Origin of the sequence: Nocardiopsis deserti (genome assembly GCF_008638355.1) — a bacterium.
Taxonomy (GTDB): Bacteria; Actinomycetota; Actinomycetes; order Streptosporangiales; family Streptosporangiaceae; genus Nocardiopsis; species Nocardiopsis alborubida.
In genome coordinates this window covers 60793-78367 of the sequence record NZ_VWVS01000016.1, presented here as the reverse complement: position 1 = coordinate 78367, position 17575 = coordinate 60793, and the positions used below count along the sequence as shown (strand labels likewise).

Annotated in this window: 15 protein-coding genes and 1 riboswitch; of the genes, 11 read left to right on the top strand and 4 right to left on the bottom strand. The window is 72.6% G+C overall.

Features of this window, described 5'->3' with window-relative positions:
- The first annotated feature begins 108 nt into the window (after nucleotides 1–108).
- From FYW99_RS21780 to FYW99_RS21770, 3 genes are all read left to right on the top strand, one after another.
- Nucleotides 109–1278 carry a S8 family serine peptidase gene (locus FYW99_RS21780; protein ID WP_150253902.1) on the top strand — a complete coding sequence of 390 codons (1170 nt, stop codon included), beginning with the start codon at nucleotides 109–111 and terminating at the stop codon, nucleotides 1276–1278.
- 455 nt (nucleotides 1279–1733) lie between these two features.
- On the top strand, nucleotides 1734–2510 hold the full coding sequence (locus FYW99_RS21775; RefSeq protein WP_150253901.1) for a class I SAM-dependent methyltransferase: 777 nt from the start codon (nucleotides 1734–1736) through the stop codon (nucleotides 2508–2510).
- Nucleotides 2511–2717: 207 nt separating this feature from the next.
- Nucleotides 2718–3314: a GrpB family protein gene (locus FYW99_RS21770; RefSeq protein ID WP_150253900.1), complete on the top strand. Its 597-nt coding sequence runs from the start codon at nucleotides 2718–2720 to the stop codon at nucleotides 3312–3314.
- 192 nt (nucleotides 3315–3506) lie between these two features.
- Here FYW99_RS21770 and FYW99_RS21765 read toward each other — a convergent pair whose 3' ends face one another.
- A complete protein-coding gene (locus FYW99_RS21765; protein ID WP_150253899.1) occupies nucleotides 3507–4943 on the bottom strand; it encodes an alpha,alpha-trehalose-phosphate synthase (UDP-forming) in 1437 nt (478 codons plus the stop codon).
- Between the two features lie 283 nt (nucleotides 4944–5226).
- Nucleotides 5227–5368, top strand: a riboswitch (SAM riboswitch).
- A 13-nt stretch (nucleotides 5369–5381) separates the two neighbouring features.
- On the opposite strand from FYW99_RS21765, the gene thrC reads away from it, so the two are divergent.
- The 8 genes from thrC (at nucleotide 5382) to FYW99_RS21725 (ending at nucleotide 13165) form a co-directional block, all read left to right on the top strand.
- Entirely contained in the window at nucleotides 5382–6641 is a 1260-nt protein-coding gene (gene thrC / locus FYW99_RS21760) for a threonine synthase (protein ID WP_150253898.1), read from the top strand.
- A gap of 128 nt (nucleotides 6642–6769) precedes the next feature.
- A complete protein-coding gene (locus tag FYW99_RS21755; protein ID WP_061079464.1) occupies nucleotides 6770–7048 on the top strand; it encodes a ubiquitin-like small modifier protein 1 in 279 nt (92 codons plus the stop codon).
- 168 nt (nucleotides 7049–7216) lie between these two features.
- A complete protein-coding gene (locus FYW99_RS21750; RefSeq protein WP_150253897.1) occupies nucleotides 7217–7585 on the top strand; it encodes a GNAT family N-acetyltransferase in 369 nt (122 codons plus the stop codon).
- Nucleotides 7586–7668: 83 nt separating this feature from the next.
- The gene (locus FYW99_RS21745; RefSeq protein WP_150253896.1) at nucleotides 7669–8262 is read left to right on the top strand and encodes a PadR family transcriptional regulator; all 594 of its coding nucleotides are present in this window, start codon (nucleotides 7669–7671) and stop codon (nucleotides 8260–8262) included.
- A 154-nt stretch (nucleotides 8263–8416) separates the two neighbouring features.
- Nucleotides 8417–9388: an ATP-binding cassette domain-containing protein gene (locus tag FYW99_RS21740; protein ID WP_150253895.1), complete on the top strand. Its 972-nt coding sequence runs from the start codon at nucleotides 8417–8419 to the stop codon at nucleotides 9386–9388.
- The gene (locus FYW99_RS21735; protein ID WP_150253894.1) at nucleotides 9385–10233 is read left to right on the top strand and encodes an ABC transporter permease; all 849 of its coding nucleotides are present in this window, start codon (nucleotides 9385–9387) and stop codon (nucleotides 10231–10233) included. The genes FYW99_RS21740 and FYW99_RS21735 overlap by 4 nt, the downstream gene beginning before the upstream one ends.
- A 427-nt stretch (nucleotides 10234–10660) precedes the next feature.
- The gene (gene groL, locus FYW99_RS21730; RefSeq protein ID WP_061079459.1) at nucleotides 10661–12292 is read left to right on the top strand and encodes a chaperonin GroEL; all 1632 of its coding nucleotides are present in this window, start codon (nucleotides 10661–10663) and stop codon (nucleotides 12290–12292) included.
- 273 nt (nucleotides 12293–12565) lie between these two features.
- The gene (locus tag FYW99_RS21725) at nucleotides 12566–13165 is read left to right on the top strand and encodes a Uma2 family endonuclease (protein WP_150253893.1); all 600 of its coding nucleotides are present in this window, start codon (nucleotides 12566–12568) and stop codon (nucleotides 13163–13165) included.
- Nucleotides 13166–13327: 162 nt separating this feature from the next.
- On the opposite strand, the gene FYW99_RS21720 is transcribed toward FYW99_RS21725, so the two are convergent.
- The 3 genes from FYW99_RS21720 to FYW99_RS21710 form a co-directional block, all read right to left on the bottom strand.
- Nucleotides 13328–15307: an ABC transporter ATP-binding protein gene (locus tag FYW99_RS21720; protein WP_150253892.1), complete on the bottom strand. Its 1980-nt coding sequence runs from the start codon at nucleotides 15305–15307 to the stop codon at nucleotides 13328–13330.
- Entirely contained in the window at nucleotides 15304–17046 is a 1743-nt protein-coding gene (locus FYW99_RS21715) for an ABC transporter ATP-binding protein (protein ID WP_150253891.1), read from the bottom strand. The genes FYW99_RS21720 and FYW99_RS21715 overlap by 4 nt, the downstream gene beginning before the upstream one ends.
- 78 nt (nucleotides 17047–17124) lie before the next feature.
- Nucleotides 17125–17547 carry an NUDIX hydrolase gene (locus FYW99_RS21710; RefSeq protein ID WP_150253890.1) on the bottom strand — a complete coding sequence of 141 codons (423 nt, stop codon included), beginning with the start codon at nucleotides 17545–17547 and terminating at the stop codon, nucleotides 17125–17127.
- Nucleotides 17548–17575: the final 28 nt, after the last annotated feature.

Here is a 17575-nt window from a genome sequence, read left to right as displayed (position 1 = left end):
CTACCCCTCAGGCCACTTGTCCACGCTTGAATCCTGTGCCCGTGACAGAATTACGGGGGTCCGGAGGGCCGCGTGGAACGTCGACCGCATCGTTCGAGGGAGCCTGACGTGCTCGGGGGCAACAGCCGCAACAGGATACACACACGCCGCGTCCGTGGCGGGGCCAGCGCGGCCTTCGCGGCCGCCACCGCCGCCGTCCTCGGCCTGACCGCGGTCCCGGCCGCGGCGGACCTGGTTCCCGACTACCGGCCCGAGCAGTGGGGACTCCAGGCCGTGGGGGCCCCGGAGCTGTGGGAGGAGAACCAGGGCCAGGGCGCCACGGTCGCGCTTCCGGGCGTCTCCGTCGACGAGGGGCACCCGGATCTGGTCGACAACATCCAGCTGGACACGCGGTTCGGTGAGAACGACGGCGACGTCGAGCAGGGCAACGCCACGGCCGGACTGGTCGCGGCCCACGGGCACGGCAGGGACGCCGACGGCGGCGTCCTGGGCGTGGCTCCCGAGGCCACCGTGCTCGCGCTGCCCACAGGGGACCAGCTGGCCGAGGCCGTGCGGTTCGCCTCCCAGGAGGGCGCCCAGGTCATCCTGCTGCCCGAGCCCGCGGGGCCCGACCTCGCCGAGGCCACCCAGGAGGCCTCCGACAACGGCGCGCTGGTCGTCGGCCCGGCGGGGGAGGACGAGGACCCCAACGTGCTCACGGTCGCGGGGACGGACCAGGACGGAGCCCTCGTCCCGGGCGCGCCCGGAGCCGGGATGATCGCGCTGACCGCCCCCGGCGCCGACCTGGTCACGGCTGGACCGGAGCCGAGCCAGGCCGAGGTGACCGGGGCTCCCTACGCCGCCGCGATGGTCGCCGGGGCCGCAGCCCTGATGCGCGCGGAGCACCCGCAGCTGCGGCCCGACCAGGTCCGCGACGCCCTGGTGGACGGCTCCCGGCCCGGTCCCGACGGCCTGCCCGCGCTGCACCTGCCCAGCGCGGAGGAGCAGGCGTCCGGCGTCGCCCAGGACATCCCGCTCATCGACGAGGACCTGACCGGGCAGGGCGAGCAGTCGGGGCTGGTGCCCGCGTGGGCGTGGTTCGTCACCGTCGGCGCCGTCGTGGTCCTGGGCGTCCTCATCCTGATCCTGTGGGTGCGCCGCTCCACCGCCGACCCCTACGGCGTGAAGGCCGAGCGCCGAGAGCAGGACGAGCTGATCGCCTCCGAGCGCGCCGCCGAGGCCGCACCCGCCAGCCGTCGCAGGAAGGGCGGGCGCCGCCGCAGGACGCGCGGCAACTGAGCCGCGGCAACTGAGCTGCCGTACCCGTCCGTGCCCGCTCCCCCCGGGAGGAGCGGGCACGGACGGGGTCTCTGCTCCGGGACGCTCCCGGTTCCCGCGCGCCCGTTCCGGAGCCCCCATGGCGGGCTGCCCTCGGCTCTCCACGCCCCCGTTCCGGGGCGTCCCCGGTTCCGGCCGGTTCTCGCGCCCGTTCCGGAGGATTCCGTGGTGGGTCGTCTCCGGTTCCCCCGCGCCCGTTCCGGAGGCCCCTGTTCCGGACGCCCCTGGTGCTATCCGGTTCCGGTTCCGGACGCACCGTAACCGGCGAACACATGACACCGCCGGTGTGGGGTCACTCACACCCTCCGTGCCGAGGGCGGGGCCGTTGAGCACTGGCGCCCGGCTCCGCCCGGCGGATAGCGTCCTCACCGCCGGGCGCCCCGCCGCGGGCGCGCCCACGACAGGGCGGAGAGCACATGACGCGCATGGCCGACGGCAGCGCCGGCGACGCCGACTACGGTGTCATCGCACGCACCTACACCGACCACCGCCGCCCCGACCCCCGGATCGCGGCCACGGTGCACCGCGCGCTCGGTGACGCGCGCACGGTTCTCAACATCGGGGCGGGCGCGGGTTCCTACGAGCCCCTCGACCGCGAGGTCACCCCCGTGGAGCCCTCCGCCAGCATGCGGGCCAAACGCCCGGACAGCCTGCCCGCGGCGGTCGACGCCGCCGCCGAGAGCCTGCCCTTCCCCGACGGGTCCTTCGACGCCGCCATGACCACGTTCAGCGTCCACCAGTGGCGCGACCTGGAGGCCGGGCTGGCCGAGGCTCGCCGGGTCACCGCGGGCCCCGTCGCGGTGCTCACCTGCGACCCGGACCTGGTGCGCGACTTCTGGCTCCACGAGTACGCCCCCGAGGTCCTGGACACCGAGGCCCGCCGCTACCCCGCGATCGCCGCTCTGGCCGCGGGGCTGGGCGGCGCCACCACCGTCGTGCCCGTCCCCGTGCCCCTGGACTGCTCCGACGGGTTCAACGAGGCCTACTACGGGCGGCCGGAGGGCCTGCTGGAGGTGGGCGCACGCCTGTCCTGCTCGGCGTGGAGCTTCGTGGACGAGGCGGTGCACGAGCGGTTCACCGCCCACCTGTCCCGGGACCTGGCCGACGGGACCTGGGACCGCCGGTTCGGGCACCTGAGGGGAGTGCCCGAGCTGGAGGGTTCCCTGGTTCTGGTGGTGTCGGTTCCCGACTAGGAACCGGTCCGCACGGCTCCGTCCGCCCGACGGGGCCCGGCGGACGCGCGCCTTCGCCCTCCTGGCCGGAACCGGACACCGGACACGGTCCGTGGTCGCCGCACGTCACGAACCCCCGACGAACTGTGACGTCACGTCTGCGCGTGCATATGTAAGCAACGCCGGACGGGCTTGACGCGGGCACCCGAGGGGACAAGGCTTTGGAGAATGTCACCCCTCGAAGCGTCTCCTCTGCCCTCACGAGGCGAGCCGCGAGCCGGGACCGCGCCCGAGTTCCGCAATCTCGTCAACGGGCGCGTCCGCCTCTCCGAGTACGACCCCAAGTGGCCCTACCTGTTCCGGCGCGAGGACGGAAGGGTCCGCGCGGCCCTCGGCGACCGCGTGCTGCTCTTCGAGCACGTCGGTTCCACCGCGGTGCCCGGCCTCGCCGCCAAACCCTGCGTCGACCTGCTGCTCCTCGTCGCCGACTCCTCGGACGAGGCCGCCTACCTGCCCGACCTCGAAGCCGCCGGGTACCCCCTGGTGATCAGGGAACCCGACTGGTACGAGCACCGGGTGTTCAAGGGCTCCGAGGTCAACCTCAACCTGCACGTGTTCAGCCGGGGGTGCGAGGAGGCGGAGCGCATGCGCCGCTTCCGCGACCTCCTCATCGCCGACGCCGACGCGCGCGAACGCTACACCGCGGTCAAACGCGAGCTGGTCGGGCGCACCTGGGACCGCATCCAGGACTACGCCGACGCCAAGAGCGACATCATCCGGCAGCTCCTCGCCGAGGCGGACACCGGGAGGGGCGCCACCGGCTGACCGGCTGACCGGCTCCCGGTCCGCCGGGCCGCGACCAGGGGTGCGTACCGTCTCCCGACGGCGGACGCGCCCCCGACCCCGGGCCCTCAGCGGTCCCGAACCCGCAGACCCGGGACCGTGCGAACGCAGGGCCCCAGGCTCTGCGCGGACCCGGGCGCGCGGACGCGCCCCCGGGCCCCGACGCCTCCGGACTCAGCCCAGCGAGCGCAGCTGGTCCTGGAACCACCGGCGAGGCGGCAGCGCCACCGCCGCCTCGGCCAGCCGCTGCCTGCGCCTGCGCCGCTCCTCGGCGGGCATCGACAGCGCCTCGTGCAGCGCCTCCGCCGTCTCCACGGTGTCGTAGGGGTTGACCAGCAGCGCGTGCCCGCCCAGCTCGTCCGCCGCACCCGCCTCGTGCGACAGCACCAGCACCGAGTCCCGCTCCGACAGGACCGGTCCCTCCTTGGCCACCAGGTTCATGCCGTCCCGGATCGGGTTGACCAGCAGCACGTCGGCCATCTGGAACGAGGCCAGCGAACGCGGGTAGTCGTCGTTGACCTCCAGGATCAGCGGCGTCCACTCGGGGGTCGCGAACTCCTCGTTGATCTCCTTGGCGGTCCGCAGCACCGCGTCGGTGTACTCGCGGTACTCCGGCACGTCTCCCCGGCTCGGGTAGGCGAACGCCAGGTGGGTCACCCGCCCCCGCCACTCCGGACGGGCGGTCAGCAGCTCGCGGTAGGCCTCCAGGCCCCGCACGATGTTCTTGGACAGCTCCGTGCGGTCCACCCGCACGATCAGCCTCGTGTCGCCGACCGCGTCCTCCAGGGTGCTGCGGCGCGAGGCCACGGCCGGTTCGGCGGCGCTCTGGCGCAGCCCCTCCTCGTCCGCGCCCAGGGCGTGCACGCCCACCCCGACCAACCGGCCGCCGTGCTCCACGGTGCGCTGCCCGAAGTCGACCTTCGCGCGCAGGATCTCCTCGCAGCAGCGCAGGAAGGCGTCCGCCCAGCGCGGGCTGAGGAAGCCCAGCCGGTCCGCGCCCAGCATGCCCTCCAGCAGCTCGCGCGCGACCTGCCCGGGCAGCATCCGGAAGTACTCCGGGGGAGCCCACGGGGTGTGCGAGAAGTGTGCGATGCGCAGGTCGGGGCGGCGCGCGCGCAGGATCCGCGGCACCAGCGCCAGGTGGTAGTCCTGCACGGCCACGCGGGCGCCCTCGGCGGCACCGGCCACCAGGGCCTCGGCGAACGCGTTGTTGTAGGCGGTGTAGTCCTCCCACGTCCGCCGGAACCGCGAGCCGAAGGACGGCTTGTTGGGGGTGTCGTACAGCATGTGCTGCACGAACCACAGGGTCGAGTTGGCCACCCCGGTGTAGGCGCCGTCGAAGACCTGCTGCGGGATGTCCAGCATGTGGACCCGCATGCCGTCCAGGTCGTGTGCCTGGTCCAGCCGGGCCTGCGGCGCCTCCGCAGCGGCCCGCCGGTCGGCGTCCGACAGGGCGGCGCACACCCAGATGCTGTCGATCTCGGTGGCGACCGAGATCATCCCCGACACCAGCCCGCCTCCGCCGCGCCGGTGCTCCAGCGAGCCGTCGTCGGCGGTCGAGAAGGACACGGGTCCCCTGTTGGAGGCGATGAGGATCTGTGCCTTGTCCACGTGGTCGTCCTCTCGGAGAAAAAGCGATCGGGGTGGGGCGGTGGTGAAGAGGGGGTTCACCCTATGTCTCGCCTGTCGACAGCCGCCCCAAACCCCGTGCGGGTCAGCGGGGGTGCGCGTCACACGCGCGCCGACCGGCGGACGGGCCTCCCCGGCCCGGACCAGTGCCGTCTCACCATGTGAGCCGTTTCGTGTTACCCGGATCACCAGGCGTGGAAAACCGGCCGACACCTCCGTTACAGTTGCGGTGCGGATCCGACAGGACCAGCGCAAAACTTCATATTGCTCATCCAGAGGGGTGGAGGGACCGGCCCTGCGAAGCCCCGGCAACCATGCCAGCATGTGACACCCGCGAACCCGCGGGACGGCTGGGACAGGTGCCAACTCCGGCCTGGGGACAAGGTGTCCGCCAGGAAAGATGAGGGGAGACGCCTCGCCATGGCGATTACCGCCACCGAACCCACCACCGCCCGCTCCTTCGGCCCCGGTACCGCGCTCTCCTGTCGCGAGTGCGGTGAGCGCTACGAGCTCACCCCCCGGTTCGCCTGCGAGTTCTGCTTCGGCCCCCTTGAGGTCGCCTACGACTTCGGGACCGTCACCCGCGCCGACATCGAGAGCGGCCCCAAGAGCATCTGGCGCTACCGCTCCCTCCTGCCCGTCCCGGCCAACGTCGCCGAGCTGCCCAACATGGCTCCCGGCCTGACCCCGCTGGTGCGGGCCGACCGCCTCGCGGCCGAGCTGGGCCTGGACTCCCTCCACGTCAAGGACGACTCCGGCAACCCCACGCACTCCTTCAAGGACCGCGTGGTCGCCATCGCCGTCGAGGCCGCCCGCACCTTCGGGTTCACCACCCTGTCCTGCTCCTCCACCGGCAACCTGGCCGGTGCCGTCGGCGCCGCCGCCGCGCGCGCCGGGTTCGAGTCCTGCGTGTTCATCCCCGCCGGGCTGGAGGAGGCCAAGGTCGTCATGGCCTCCGTCTACGGCGGCAAGGTCGTGGCCATCGACGGCAACTACGACGACGTCAACCGCTTCTGCTCCGAGCTCATCGGCGACCCGGTGGGCGAGGGCTGGGGATTCGTCAACGTCAACCTGCGCCCCTACTACGGCGAGGGTTCCAAGACGCTGGCCTACGAGATCGCCGAGCAGCTCGGCTGGCGCCTGCCCGAGCAGATCGTCATCCCGATCGCGTCCGGCTCCCAGCTCACCAAGATCGACAAGGGCTTCCAGGAACTGGTCAAGCTCGGCCTGGTCGAGGACCGCCCGTACCGGATCTTCGGCGCGCAGGCCACGGGCTGCTCCCCGGTCGCGCAGGCCTGGGACAAGGGCATCGACGTCATCCAGCCGGTCAAGCCCGACACCATCGCCAAGTCGCTGGCCATCGGGAACCCGGCCGACGGGCCGTACGTGCTGGACATCGCCAAGCGCACGGGCGGATCGGTGGAGCACGTGGGCGACGACGAGATCGTCGACTCCATCAAGCTCCTCGCCCGCACCGAGGGCATCTTCGCCGAGACCGCGGGCGGCGTCACCACCGGCGTGCTGCGCAAGCTCGTCCGCGAGGGCAGGCTCGACCCGAAGGCCGAGACCGTCGTGCTCAACACCGGTGACGGGCTCAAGACCCTGAACGCCGTCGACGCCGGGGTGAGCGCCACGATCAAGCCGTCGCTGAGCGCCTTCACCGACGCCGGTCTGGCCTAGACAGCGCTTTTCGGGGCCTCCGCCTCGCCCCGGCCCTTGCCCAGGGCTGTCGGCTGGGCCCTCCAGGCAACAGGATCCGGGCTTTGCCGTCCGACCACCCGTCATCTCCCACGAGAAGGAAGTCCGCCATGAGCGCCAGCGTCCGCGTGCCCACCATCCTGCGCACCTACACCAACGACGCCTCCGAGGTCTCCGCCGAGGGCGCCACCCTGGCCGAGGTCCTCGACGACCTGGAGGCCAACTACCCCGGCATCCGCGCCCGCATCCTGGACGACGGCGGCAAGGTGCGCCGCTTCGTCAACGTCTACATCGGCGACGAGGACGTGCGCTTCGAGAAGGGCCTCCAGACCGAGGTCGCCGACGGCGCCCAGGTCTCCATCATCCCGGCGGTCGCCGGGGGCTGCTGAGCCCCACCGGGAGGGGCGGCCGCGGCGCGACAGGGCGCCGCGGCCGCCCCTTCGGCGTCCGCCGGCGACCCGTGCGCCCGGGGCCCGCGTGGCTCCCGGAGGACCTGCGCGGCTGAGCGCACCGGAAAACCCGGTGCGCCCGGAATCGGCGCTGTCTAGCCTGTGCGCATGGACATCGAGATCCGGCTGTTCCGGGAACCCGACAGGGAAGCGGTCGTCGCTCTGGCACTGCGCGCGTGGGAACCGGTGCACGCTTCGCTGCGCCGCGTCCTGGGCGAGGAGGTCTACCCGGTCCTGGTCCCGGACTGGAGGCGGAGCCAGCACGACGAGGTGGCCGGGAGCGTCGACGCCGACCACCAGGGGCGGGGCGTCGGGACGGCGCTGACCGAGGCCGCCACCGACTGGATCCGCGAGCAGGGCGCGGCGGTGGCCATGGTCGAGACGGGCGGCGACGACGGGCACGCCCCGGCCCGCGCCACCTACGAGCGCGCCGGTTACACAGCGCTGCCGATCGTGCGGTACTTCCGCAAGCTGTAGCGCCGAGGGGCCTGGTCGGGGCGCGCCGACCGCCGCGTCGCTGCTCGTAGGCTGGAAGGGATTCCGGTCGAACGAGGGTGGAGATGTCGGCGACACGGCTTTTGGTCCTGGGTGTGGTGCGCATGGAGGGGCAGGCCCACGGATACCGCGTGGGCCGTCAGCTCCTGGACTGGGGGACCGAGCACTGGGCCAACATCAAGTGGGGCTCCATCTACCACGCCCTGCGCAAGCTCTCCCAGGAGGGCAGGCTGCGCGAGTTCGTCGCGGAGGGGGACGAGGTGGTCGACCGCATCTCCTACGCGATCACCGAGGACGGCGAGGCCGAGCTGCACCGCCTCATCCGCCGGGGGCTGACCCGCAGGGAGGACCCCGCGATGCTCTTCGCGGCGGTCACCCTCATGACCGCCCTGCCGCGCGCGGAGGTCGTCGGCCTGCTGGAACAGCGCCTGGAGCTGCTGGAGAGGACCGACGGGGAGCTGCGGCCCTCCGACGGGTGGGGCAAGCCGGTGCACGTGCGCGAGCTCTTCGGCCTGTGGCGGGGCACGATCGGGGCCGAGGCCAGCTGGACGCGCGACCTCGTCGCCTCCCTGCGGTCCGGGGAGTACACCATGGCCGACGACGGCCCCGACGCGTTCGGGCTGCCCCCGGTGCCGGGGGCGTCCGCCCGCGACCGCTGACCCGGCGGCCCCCGGATCCATCGGCTCCGGCGTCTCGGCTCCCCTCTGTCCGGGTCGGATCCCCGGGGGGCGGACCGAGCTCTTATTAAAGTTTGAATATCGCGTCGGTGTGGTGCACACTCTCTCTCGTACTCAAGTTTTAATAAGGAGAGGGATGATCCACACACGTGGGCTGACCCGCGACTTCCGGGTCGGCAAGGAGGTCGTCCAGGCCGTCCGCGGCGTCGACATCGACGTCGCCGAGGGCGAGCTCGTCGCCCTGCTCGGACCGAACGGCGCGGGGAAGTCGACCACACTGCGCATGCTCACCACCCTGCTGGAGCCCACCTCGGGCACCGCCGTGGTCGCGGGGCACGACGTCCGCACCGCACCCGCCAAGGTGCGCCGGGGGATCGGCTTCGTCGGTCAGGGGCACGGCGCCGGGGAGGACCAGCGGGCCCGGGAGGAGCTGTACACGCAGGGACTGCTGTACGGGCTCGACCGGCGCACCGCGCGCCGCCGCGCCGACGAACTCCTCGACCAGCTGGAGCTGGGCGGGGCCGCCGACCGCGAGGTCACCAAGCTCTCCGGTGGACAGCGCAGGCGCCTCGACATCGCCATGGGGCTCATCCACGAGCCGAAGCTGCTGTTCCTGGACGAGCCCTCCACCGGACTCGACCCGCACAGCCGAGCCAACCTGTGGGAGCACATCACCCGGCTGCGCGACCGGACGGGCACCACGGTCGTGCTCACCACCCACTACCTCGACGAGGCCGACGACATGGCCGAGCGGGTCCTGGTCATCGACCACGGCAGGGTCATCGCCGACGGCACCGCCGACGAGCTCAAGGGCAAGGTCTCCGGCGACCTGGTCACCCTCACCGTGCCGGACGCCGAACAGGCGCGCACCGCCGCCGGGATCGCCGAACGGGTGCCCTCCGCCGGAACGGCGGAGGTGCTCGCGGACGCGGGGCGCGACGCCGAGGTGCGCCTGCGCGTGGAACGCGGGGACACCGTGCTGCCCGAGCTGCTGCGCGGGCTGGACGCGGCCGGAGTCCCGCTGCTCGCCGTCCGGGTGCAGCGGCCCACCCTGGACGACGTGTTCCTGACCCTGACCGGACGCAGCCTGAGGGAGGAGGGGGCATGAGCTTCCACGAGGTGACCGGAACCCCGGCGGAGGCGGACGGGGAGGAGAGGACCGGGGCCAAGGCGGTTGGGGCGGAGACGCCCGCCGCGCGGGGGCCGGGCCTGGTGCGCGACACCGCGACCGTCTTCGCCCGCCAGATGCGGCCGTTCCTGCACCGGCCGCTGATGCTGTTCTTCGGCATGCTGCAACCGGTGCTGTACCTGGTGCTGTTCGCGCCCCTGCTGACGGGGCTGGCCGGTGCCGAGGGGCAGGACCCGTGGCAGTGGTTCGTGCCCGGTCTGCTGGTGATGCTCGGCCTGTTCACGTCCGGGTTCGCCGGTTTCGGGCTGCTGCCGGAGATGTCCTCCGGAGCGCACGAGCGGCTGCTGGCCACCCCGGTGAGCCGGGTTTCCCTGCTGCTGGGACGGGTCCTGCGCGACGTGGTGATGATGCTGGCGCAGATGGTGCTCATCCTCGTGCTGGTGGTGCCGCTCGGGTTCGAGGCGTCGTTGGCGGGCGCCGTCGTGGGGTTGCTCCTGCTCGCCGTCCTGGGCGCCGGGCTGTCCACGCTGTCGTACCTGACGGCCCTGGCGGTCAAGCAGACCTACGTGTTCGCGCCCATCGTGCAGACGCTGATCATGCCGCTGATGCTGCTGTCCGGCGTGCTGCTGCCGATGGAACTGGCGCCGCCGTGGCTGTACGCGCTCTCGCGGGCCAACCCGGTGGCCTACGTGGTGGACGCCGAGCGCGCCCTGTTCGCCGGGCAGTGGGACGCGTCGGTCGCCGTCGGCTGGGCCGTGGCGGTGGTGCTGGCGGTCGCGGCGCTGGCCGGGGGGCCGCGGGCGATGCGCCGCCTCAGCTCCTGACCTCGGTGCCGCTGCCGCGCGCCGGGTCGGGGCCCGGTCGGGTCGGAGCCCGTTCGGAGCCGGGGCGAAGCCGGACCGGGGGCCTTGGAGCCGGGGCGGAGCGGGGCCGGAGCCGTGCGCCGGGAGGGGGGAACCGGTGCGCGGCTCCGTCCGCTCAACGCGGAAAACCCCCATGTCATACGGTGTTTGTGCAGGTAGATGCGGGAATGCCGGGATGGGAAATCGTGACCACATCGTTTGCACTCGCCGGGGTCGAGTGCTAAAAAGGGAACTGGTTAGCACTCGCCTTGACTGAGTGCTAACCGGATCGAGGCTGCGAGATCGCGGCCCCCGGCAGCAGGGTTGCCGGAGGGTCCCCGGTCGTCCGTCGCGGGCGCATGCCTCGTCCCATCGCGTATCAGCCCGGTCACGGGAGGACAAGAACTCAATGGCAGCCAAACTGATCGCGTTCGACGAGGAGGCCCGTCGCGGCCTCGAGCGCGGCATGAACCAGCTCGCTGACGCCGTCAAGGTCACGCTCGGCCCCAAGGGCCGCAACGTCGTCCTGGAGAAGAAGTGGGGCGCCCCCACGATCACCAACGACGGTGTCTCCATCGCCAAGGAGATCGAGCTCGAGGACCCGTGGGAGAAGATCGGGGCCGAGCTGGTCAAGGAGGTCGCCAAGAAGACCGACGACGTCGCGGGTGACGGCACCACCACCGCCACCGTGCTCGCCCAGGCCCTCGTCCGCGAGGGTCTGCGCAACGTCGCCGCCGGCGCCAACCCGATCAGCCTCAAGCGCGGCATCGAGTCCGCCGTCGCGCGCATCAACGAGGAGCTCGGCAACCTCTCCAAGGACATCGAGACCAAGGAGCAGATCGCCTCCACCGCCTCGATCTCCGCCGGCGACCCCCAGATCGGCGAGACCATCGCCGAGGCCATGGACAAGGTCGGCAAGGAAGGCGTCATCACGGTCGAGGAGGGCCAGACCTTCGGGCTGGAGCTCGAGCTCGCCGAGGGCATGCGCTTCGACAAGGGCTACATCTCGCCCTACTTCGCCACCGACCTGGAGCGCATGGAGACGGTCCTCGAGGACCCCTACATCCTCATCGTCAACTCCAAGATCTCGAACAACAACGAGTTCCTGCCGGTTGTCGAGAAGGTCCTCCAGGCCGGCCGCCCGCTGGTCGTCATCGCCGAGGACCTGGAGGGCGGCGCCCTCCAGACGCTGGTCGTCAACAAGATCCGCGGCACCTTCAAGTCCGTCGCCGTCAAGGCCCCGGGCTTCGGTGACCGCCGCAAGGCCCAGCTCGGCGACATCGCCGTGCTGACCGGCGGCCAGGTCATCACCGAGGAGGTCGGCCTCAAGCTGGAGAGCACCGAGCTCGACATGCTCGGCCGCGCCCGCAAGGTCGTCGTCACCAAGGACGAGACCACCATCGTGGACGGCGCCGGTGACGCCACCGCGATCGCCGGTCGCGTGAACGAGATCCGCAACGAGATCGAGCGCACCGACTCCGACTACGACCGCGAGAAGCTCCAGGAGCGTCTCGCCCGCCTGGCCGGCGGCGTGGCCGTCATCAAGGCCGGTGCCGCCACCGAGGTGGAGCTCAAGGAGCGCAAGCACCGCATCGAGGACGCCGTCCGCAACGCCAAGGCCGCGGTCGAGGAGGGCATCCTGCCCGGCGGTGGTGTCGCTCTGCTCCAGGCCAGCGTCCCGGCCTTCGAGAAGCTGGAGCTGGAGGGCGACGAGGCCATCGGCGCCGACATCGTGCGTCGCGCCATCGCCGAGCCGCTCAAGCAGATCGCCATCAACGCCGGCCTCGAGGGCGGCGTCGTGGCGGAGAAGGTCCGCAACCTGGAGCCCGGGTTCGGCCTGAACGCCGCCACCGGCGAGTACACCGACCTGTTCAAGGACGGCGTCATCGACCCGACCAAGGTCACCCGCTCGGCTCTTCAGAACGCGGCTTCCATCGCCGGTCTGTTCCTGACCACCGAGGCCGTCATCGCCGAGAAGCCGGAGAAGGCCGCCGCTCCCGCCGGCGACCCGACCGGTGGCATGGGCGGCATGGACTTCTAGCAGGTCCGTGAGACCTCGGGCCCCCGGGCCCGCAGGTGTCTGAGGTCCGGATACGCGACCTCGCCCGCGACGACCGGGCGGCCCCTTCGGGGGTCGCCCGGTTTCGCCTTTTCCGGGGCCAGGACCGGGACCGGAAACACTGGGAACGCCGGGATCGCCGAAGCGGCACTGTCGTTCGCGGAAAGCCGGGGTTATTCTGCGAAGTGTCGGGCGGACGGGGACACGGAGCGTTGCAGTTCCTGTTCGGAGGTGCAAAGCGAAATGAGCCTGGCTATGACGGAAGCCGACCCGGTGGTGGGCTTGTCTCGATGGGACTACTTGCTGAACACCTGGCAAGAGTTGGACGTGCCCGACGGTTGGCGGGCCGAGATCATCGATGACAACGGAGTCGTACTCGTGGCCCCCCCGTCTGTGCCCCACAACATCATCGCGTCCTGGGTCCACAGGGCACTGCTTCTGGCTCTCCCCGACGGTTGGCACATCTTCCAGACGCTGGGGCTCCAGTGGCCGGTGGTCGAGAGGCTCTACATGCCGGACCTGGTCGTCATGCCGGTGTCGGCCGCAAAGCAGGCGCGTACTCCCTGTCCAGCGGACGAGGCGGAGTTGGTGGTCGAGATCGTGTCCCGGGGCAGCAGGGACACCGACCGCAAGAAGAAGCTGTGGGGCTACGCGCACGGCCCGGTTCCGCTCTACCTGCTGATCGACGCATGGGACGAGACGGGGCCGTCGGTCACCCTCTACGAACAGCCGGGCGACGGCCGCTACAACCACGCCACCACCGTGAACTTCGGGGCCAAGATCGGGCTGCCGAAGCCCTTCGACATCGAACTCGACACGTCCGCGTTCCCCGGTCCCGGCCAGGGGCCCTCCTGAGGACCCGGACACGGAGGCGGCGCGAGGGCGTCCGTCCGCCGGATTCCGGCTCCGGCCAGGGGCCCTCCTGAGGGCGCGGGCGGTGTCCTCGCCTCCGAGAAGGCCTCCGGGCCCAGCGCCAGCGGCCCTCCCGAGCGTGCGGGCGGCAGCGGACCGAGGGCCTCAGCCCGCGCCGTGCCAGGCCCGCCACAGGTCGGCGTAGGAGCCGCCGCGGGCCAGCAGCTCGTCGTGGCTGCCCAGCTCGCTGATCCGGCCGTCCTCCACCACCGCGATCCGGTCGGCGTCGTGCGCGGTGTGCAGCCGGTGCGCGATGGCCACCACCGTACGGCCCGACAGCACCCCCGCCAGCGACCGTTCCAGGTGGCGGGCCGAACGCGGATCCATCAGGGACGTGGCCTCGTCCAGCACCAGCACGTCCGGGTCGGCCAGCACCACGCGGGCCAGGGCGAGCTGCTGCACGTGGGCCGGGTCCAGCGAGGCGTTGCCCGACCCCACCCGCGTGCCCAGCCCGTCCGGCAGCGCGCGCACCCAGGGCTCGGCGTCCACGGCGGCCAGGGCCTCCCAGAGGCGTTCCTCGTCCACCGCGGCCGCGCCCTCGGCCCGGTCCAGCGCCAGTGCCAGGTTCTCGGCGATCGTCCCCCGGAACATGTGGCTCTCCTGGCTCAGCAGGATCGCCCGCGCGCGCCGTTCCTCGGGAGGCAGGCCCGACACCGGTGCCCCGCTCACGCGGACACCGCCCGAGGTGGGCGGGTGCACGCCCGCGATCAGCTTGCCCAGGGTCGACTTGCCCGCGCCGCTCGGACCCACCACGGCCAGGCGTTCGCCGGGCGCCAGCACCAGGTCGACGCCGTGCAGGACCTCCGTGTCGGTGTAGCCGAAGCGCACGTCCTCCACCCGCACCTCGCCGGGGCGGGCGGTCCGGGGCGCGTCCGCCACGGAGGGCGGGGGCGCCTTCTCCGCCGGTTCCCCGGCCAGCTCCACGCCCAGCAGCCGGCGCATGCTCGTGAAGCCCATCATCAGGCTGTCCACCTGGTCCAGCAGCTGGTCCAGGGGCCGTCCCATCTGCCTGCTGAGGAAGACCGCGGTGGCGATCCCGCCCAGGCTCAGCGACCCGTCCGCGTACAGCAGGCCCGCCGCCAGGAAGGTCAGCGCGATCGGGAGCATGTACCCGAGTTCCAGCGGCGGGTACCAGACGCAGCGCAGCCACAGCGTGTACCGCTCCGCCGCGTAGGCCCGGCCCACCTTCTGCTCGTTGAGCGCGATCCGCCGGGCCTGCCGTCCCAGCGACTCGATGGTGTGCGCTCCCTCCACGGTGTCGGTCACGCTCTGGGTCAGTTCCGAGTAGGTGCCCAGCTCGCGCACGTACCCGTCCGGGGCCCTGCGGGCGTACCAGCGCGTGGACACCCACAGCACGGGCACGGACGGCAGCCACGCCAGCAACAGGAGCGGGTGCAGGACGGCCAGCGCCGCGGTGACGACCACCAGGGTCACCGAACTCACCGCCATCACCGGCACCGAGACGCGCACGGTGTGGCTCAGGTGGCCGATGTCGCGGCCGGTGCGCGCCACCAGGTCGCCCGTGCCCGCCCGCTCCACCACTCCCATCGGGAGCCGGAGCACCGCGCGCACGAACTCCTCGCGCAGTTCGGCCAGCACGCTCTCGCCGAACCGGATCGAGGCCGACACGGACGCCAGGGTGAACCCGGCGTGCAGCACCAGCGCCACGACGATGAGTCCGGCGAGCACGTCGACGTGCGAGGCCGCCTGGCCCGTGGCTTCGGAGAGGGGCCCGGCCGAGGCCCCGCCCGCGCGCACGGTGTCGATGATCAGGCCCAGGATCCAGGGCGAGGCCAGCGCCATGAGCGCGGCCGTCCCGTACAGGAGCACGACGGCGGCGAGCAGCCGTCCGTGCTCGCGCCCGGCGCGGCGCAGCCGCCTCCACACGGCCGCGACCGGCGCGGTCGGCAGTCCCGCCGCGTGGTGCTCCGTGGGCGCGGGGACGGGTGTGGCGGGCGCCGTGGGCGTCTGGGACGTCCCGGATGTCCGGGACGCGGTGGGCGTGCCGGGCACGTCGGATGTTCTGGACGCCGCGGACGCCTCGGGCGGGCCGAGGGTCTCGGCGTCGTCGGCGGCCCGGGTCATGGCTTCTCCTCCGCGGGAGCGGCGCGCAGGACGGTGGCGGCGTAGCGGGGGGACTCGGCGAGGAGACCGCGATGGGTCCCCTCGGCCGTGAGGCGGCCCCCCTCGACGAACTGCACGCGGTCGGTGTGGTGGAGCAGCAGCGGGCTGGTGGTGACCAGGCCGGTCGTGCGCCCCGCCCGCTCGGCGGGCAGCCCCGCGGCGATCGCGGCCTCGGAGTGGGCGTCCACGGCGGAGGCGGGCTCCACCAGGAGCAGGATCTCCGGCTCCATGGCCAGGGCGCGGGCCAGGCGCAGGCGCTGCTGCTGGCCGCCGGAGTACTCGCGGCCGCGCTCGGTGAGCAGCGCGTCCAGCCCGGCGGCGGACTGGCGCACCACGTCGTCCGCGTGCGCGGCGCGCACGACCTCGGCGAGGCGTTCGTCGGAGATCCCCTGGTCCGGGGACAGTTCGTCGCGCAGGGTTCCGGAGAACAGGTGTGCGTCGTTGGTGGCCACCAGGACGCGGCGGCGCACCTGGGATCGGGGCAGGTCGCGCAGGCGCACGGTCCGGCCGGTGGCCGTCTCGACCAGCACGGCGTCCGCGCCCTCCTCGTCCCGGTAGCGCCCCAGGCGTTCGGTGACGGCGGTGGCGTCGGCGGGGTCGGCGCAGACCACGCCGGTGGTGCGGTGCGCGGCGAGGGTCACCCCGCTTCCGGGGTCGTGCAGGTCGCAGGGGCCGGTCGGTTCCGGTGCGGGACGCTCGGGGTCGGGGTGGTCGTGCTCCAGGCGCAGCACGCGCACCACGCGCCCCGCGGCCACCCGGGCCGAGACGAACAGGGACAGGGAGCGCATCAGGTGGCGCACGGCCGTGGAGAGCGTGCCGGTGTAGCCGTAGAACGCGACGAGCTGGCCGACGGTGATCTGCCCGGTCAGGGCCAGGCGCGCGCCGTACCAGACGATGCCGACCAGGAGAAGGCCCGGAAGGAGTTCGCGCACGGCGTTCAGGGCGGCGTCCACCCGGCCCACGCGTATGGTGGCGGAGCGGACCCGCTGGGAGGCGGTGCGGTAGCGGTGGTCCACGGTGCGCTCGCCGCCCACGCCCCGGAGCACGCGCAGGCCCGCGACCAGGTCGGTGGCCAGGGTGGTGAGTTCGGCCTGCCGGTCGCGCTGGTGCTCCTGGCGGCGGGAGAACAGGCTCAGCAGGGGCACCATCCCCGCCATGATGAGCGGGACCGACACCAGGACGATGACGCCGAAGGTGACGTGCGAGGTGAGCATGAAGGCGCTGACCACGGTCACCGTCATGAGGGCGGCCAGGAGCTGCCCCACCGTCTCGTAGAAGTCGCCGATGCGGTCGATGTCCTCGGTGCCCACGGCCACCACCTCGCCGGAGGGCAGTCGCCTGGTGAGCGTGGGGCCCATGCGCACGGAGTGGTTGGTGACCACCTGGATGGTGCGGTAGGCGGACGCGTACCAGTTGAAGCAGTCGGCCCGGTGGGAGAGGGGGACGAGTGCGACGGAGACCGCGATGATCGCGCTGAGGACGCCGAACCAGCCGAGGAGGGCGCCCGGGTCCCCGTGGGCGATCCCGGAGTCGAGGGCGGCGCCGAGCGCGGCGGAGATGAGTACGCCGTCGAGCATGAGGGCGCCCGTGGCGGCCCCGGCCCACAGGAGTGAGCGGCGCTCCTTCCGGATGAGCCACCACAGGAACCGGTCGGCCGACCGGCGTTCGGGAACGCCGGTGGGCTGGGGAAGTGTGCGCACAGTTCCCGAACTGTAACCAGAGGGGTGGGCGCGGGCCACTCATTTTCTCGGGTGGGGGAGGGGCGGGGCGGGCCCGGGTCAGCGGACGGCGCCCTCGGCGTGGAGGAGTTCGATGAGGCGGCGCACCGCCGGGGCGCAGCGTCGGCGGTCGGCGAAGCCGATCCACGCGAGTTCGGCGATCTCGTTGTCCGCCGCTATCTCGCCGTCGTACTCGGCGGTGTGGCACGACAGGCGCACGCGGGTGCCCGGGCCCTGGGCGTGGGCGGCCTCGTCGATCACCGCGATCCGGCGGACCGTGTCCGGCCGCAGCACCACGCTGACCTCCTCCAGGGCCTCGCGGGCCACCGCGGCCTCGTCGCTCTCCCCGGGCTCACGCTTGCCGCCGGGCAGGTAGAACAGGTCCACCCCGTCGGTGCGGACGCACAGCAGGCGCCCCTCGTGGACGTGGACCCAGGCGAGGGCGTCGATGACGGCGGGGGAGGAGGGCGGGGTGGGCGACATGTGACCACCCTATGTCAGGGCGTAGATG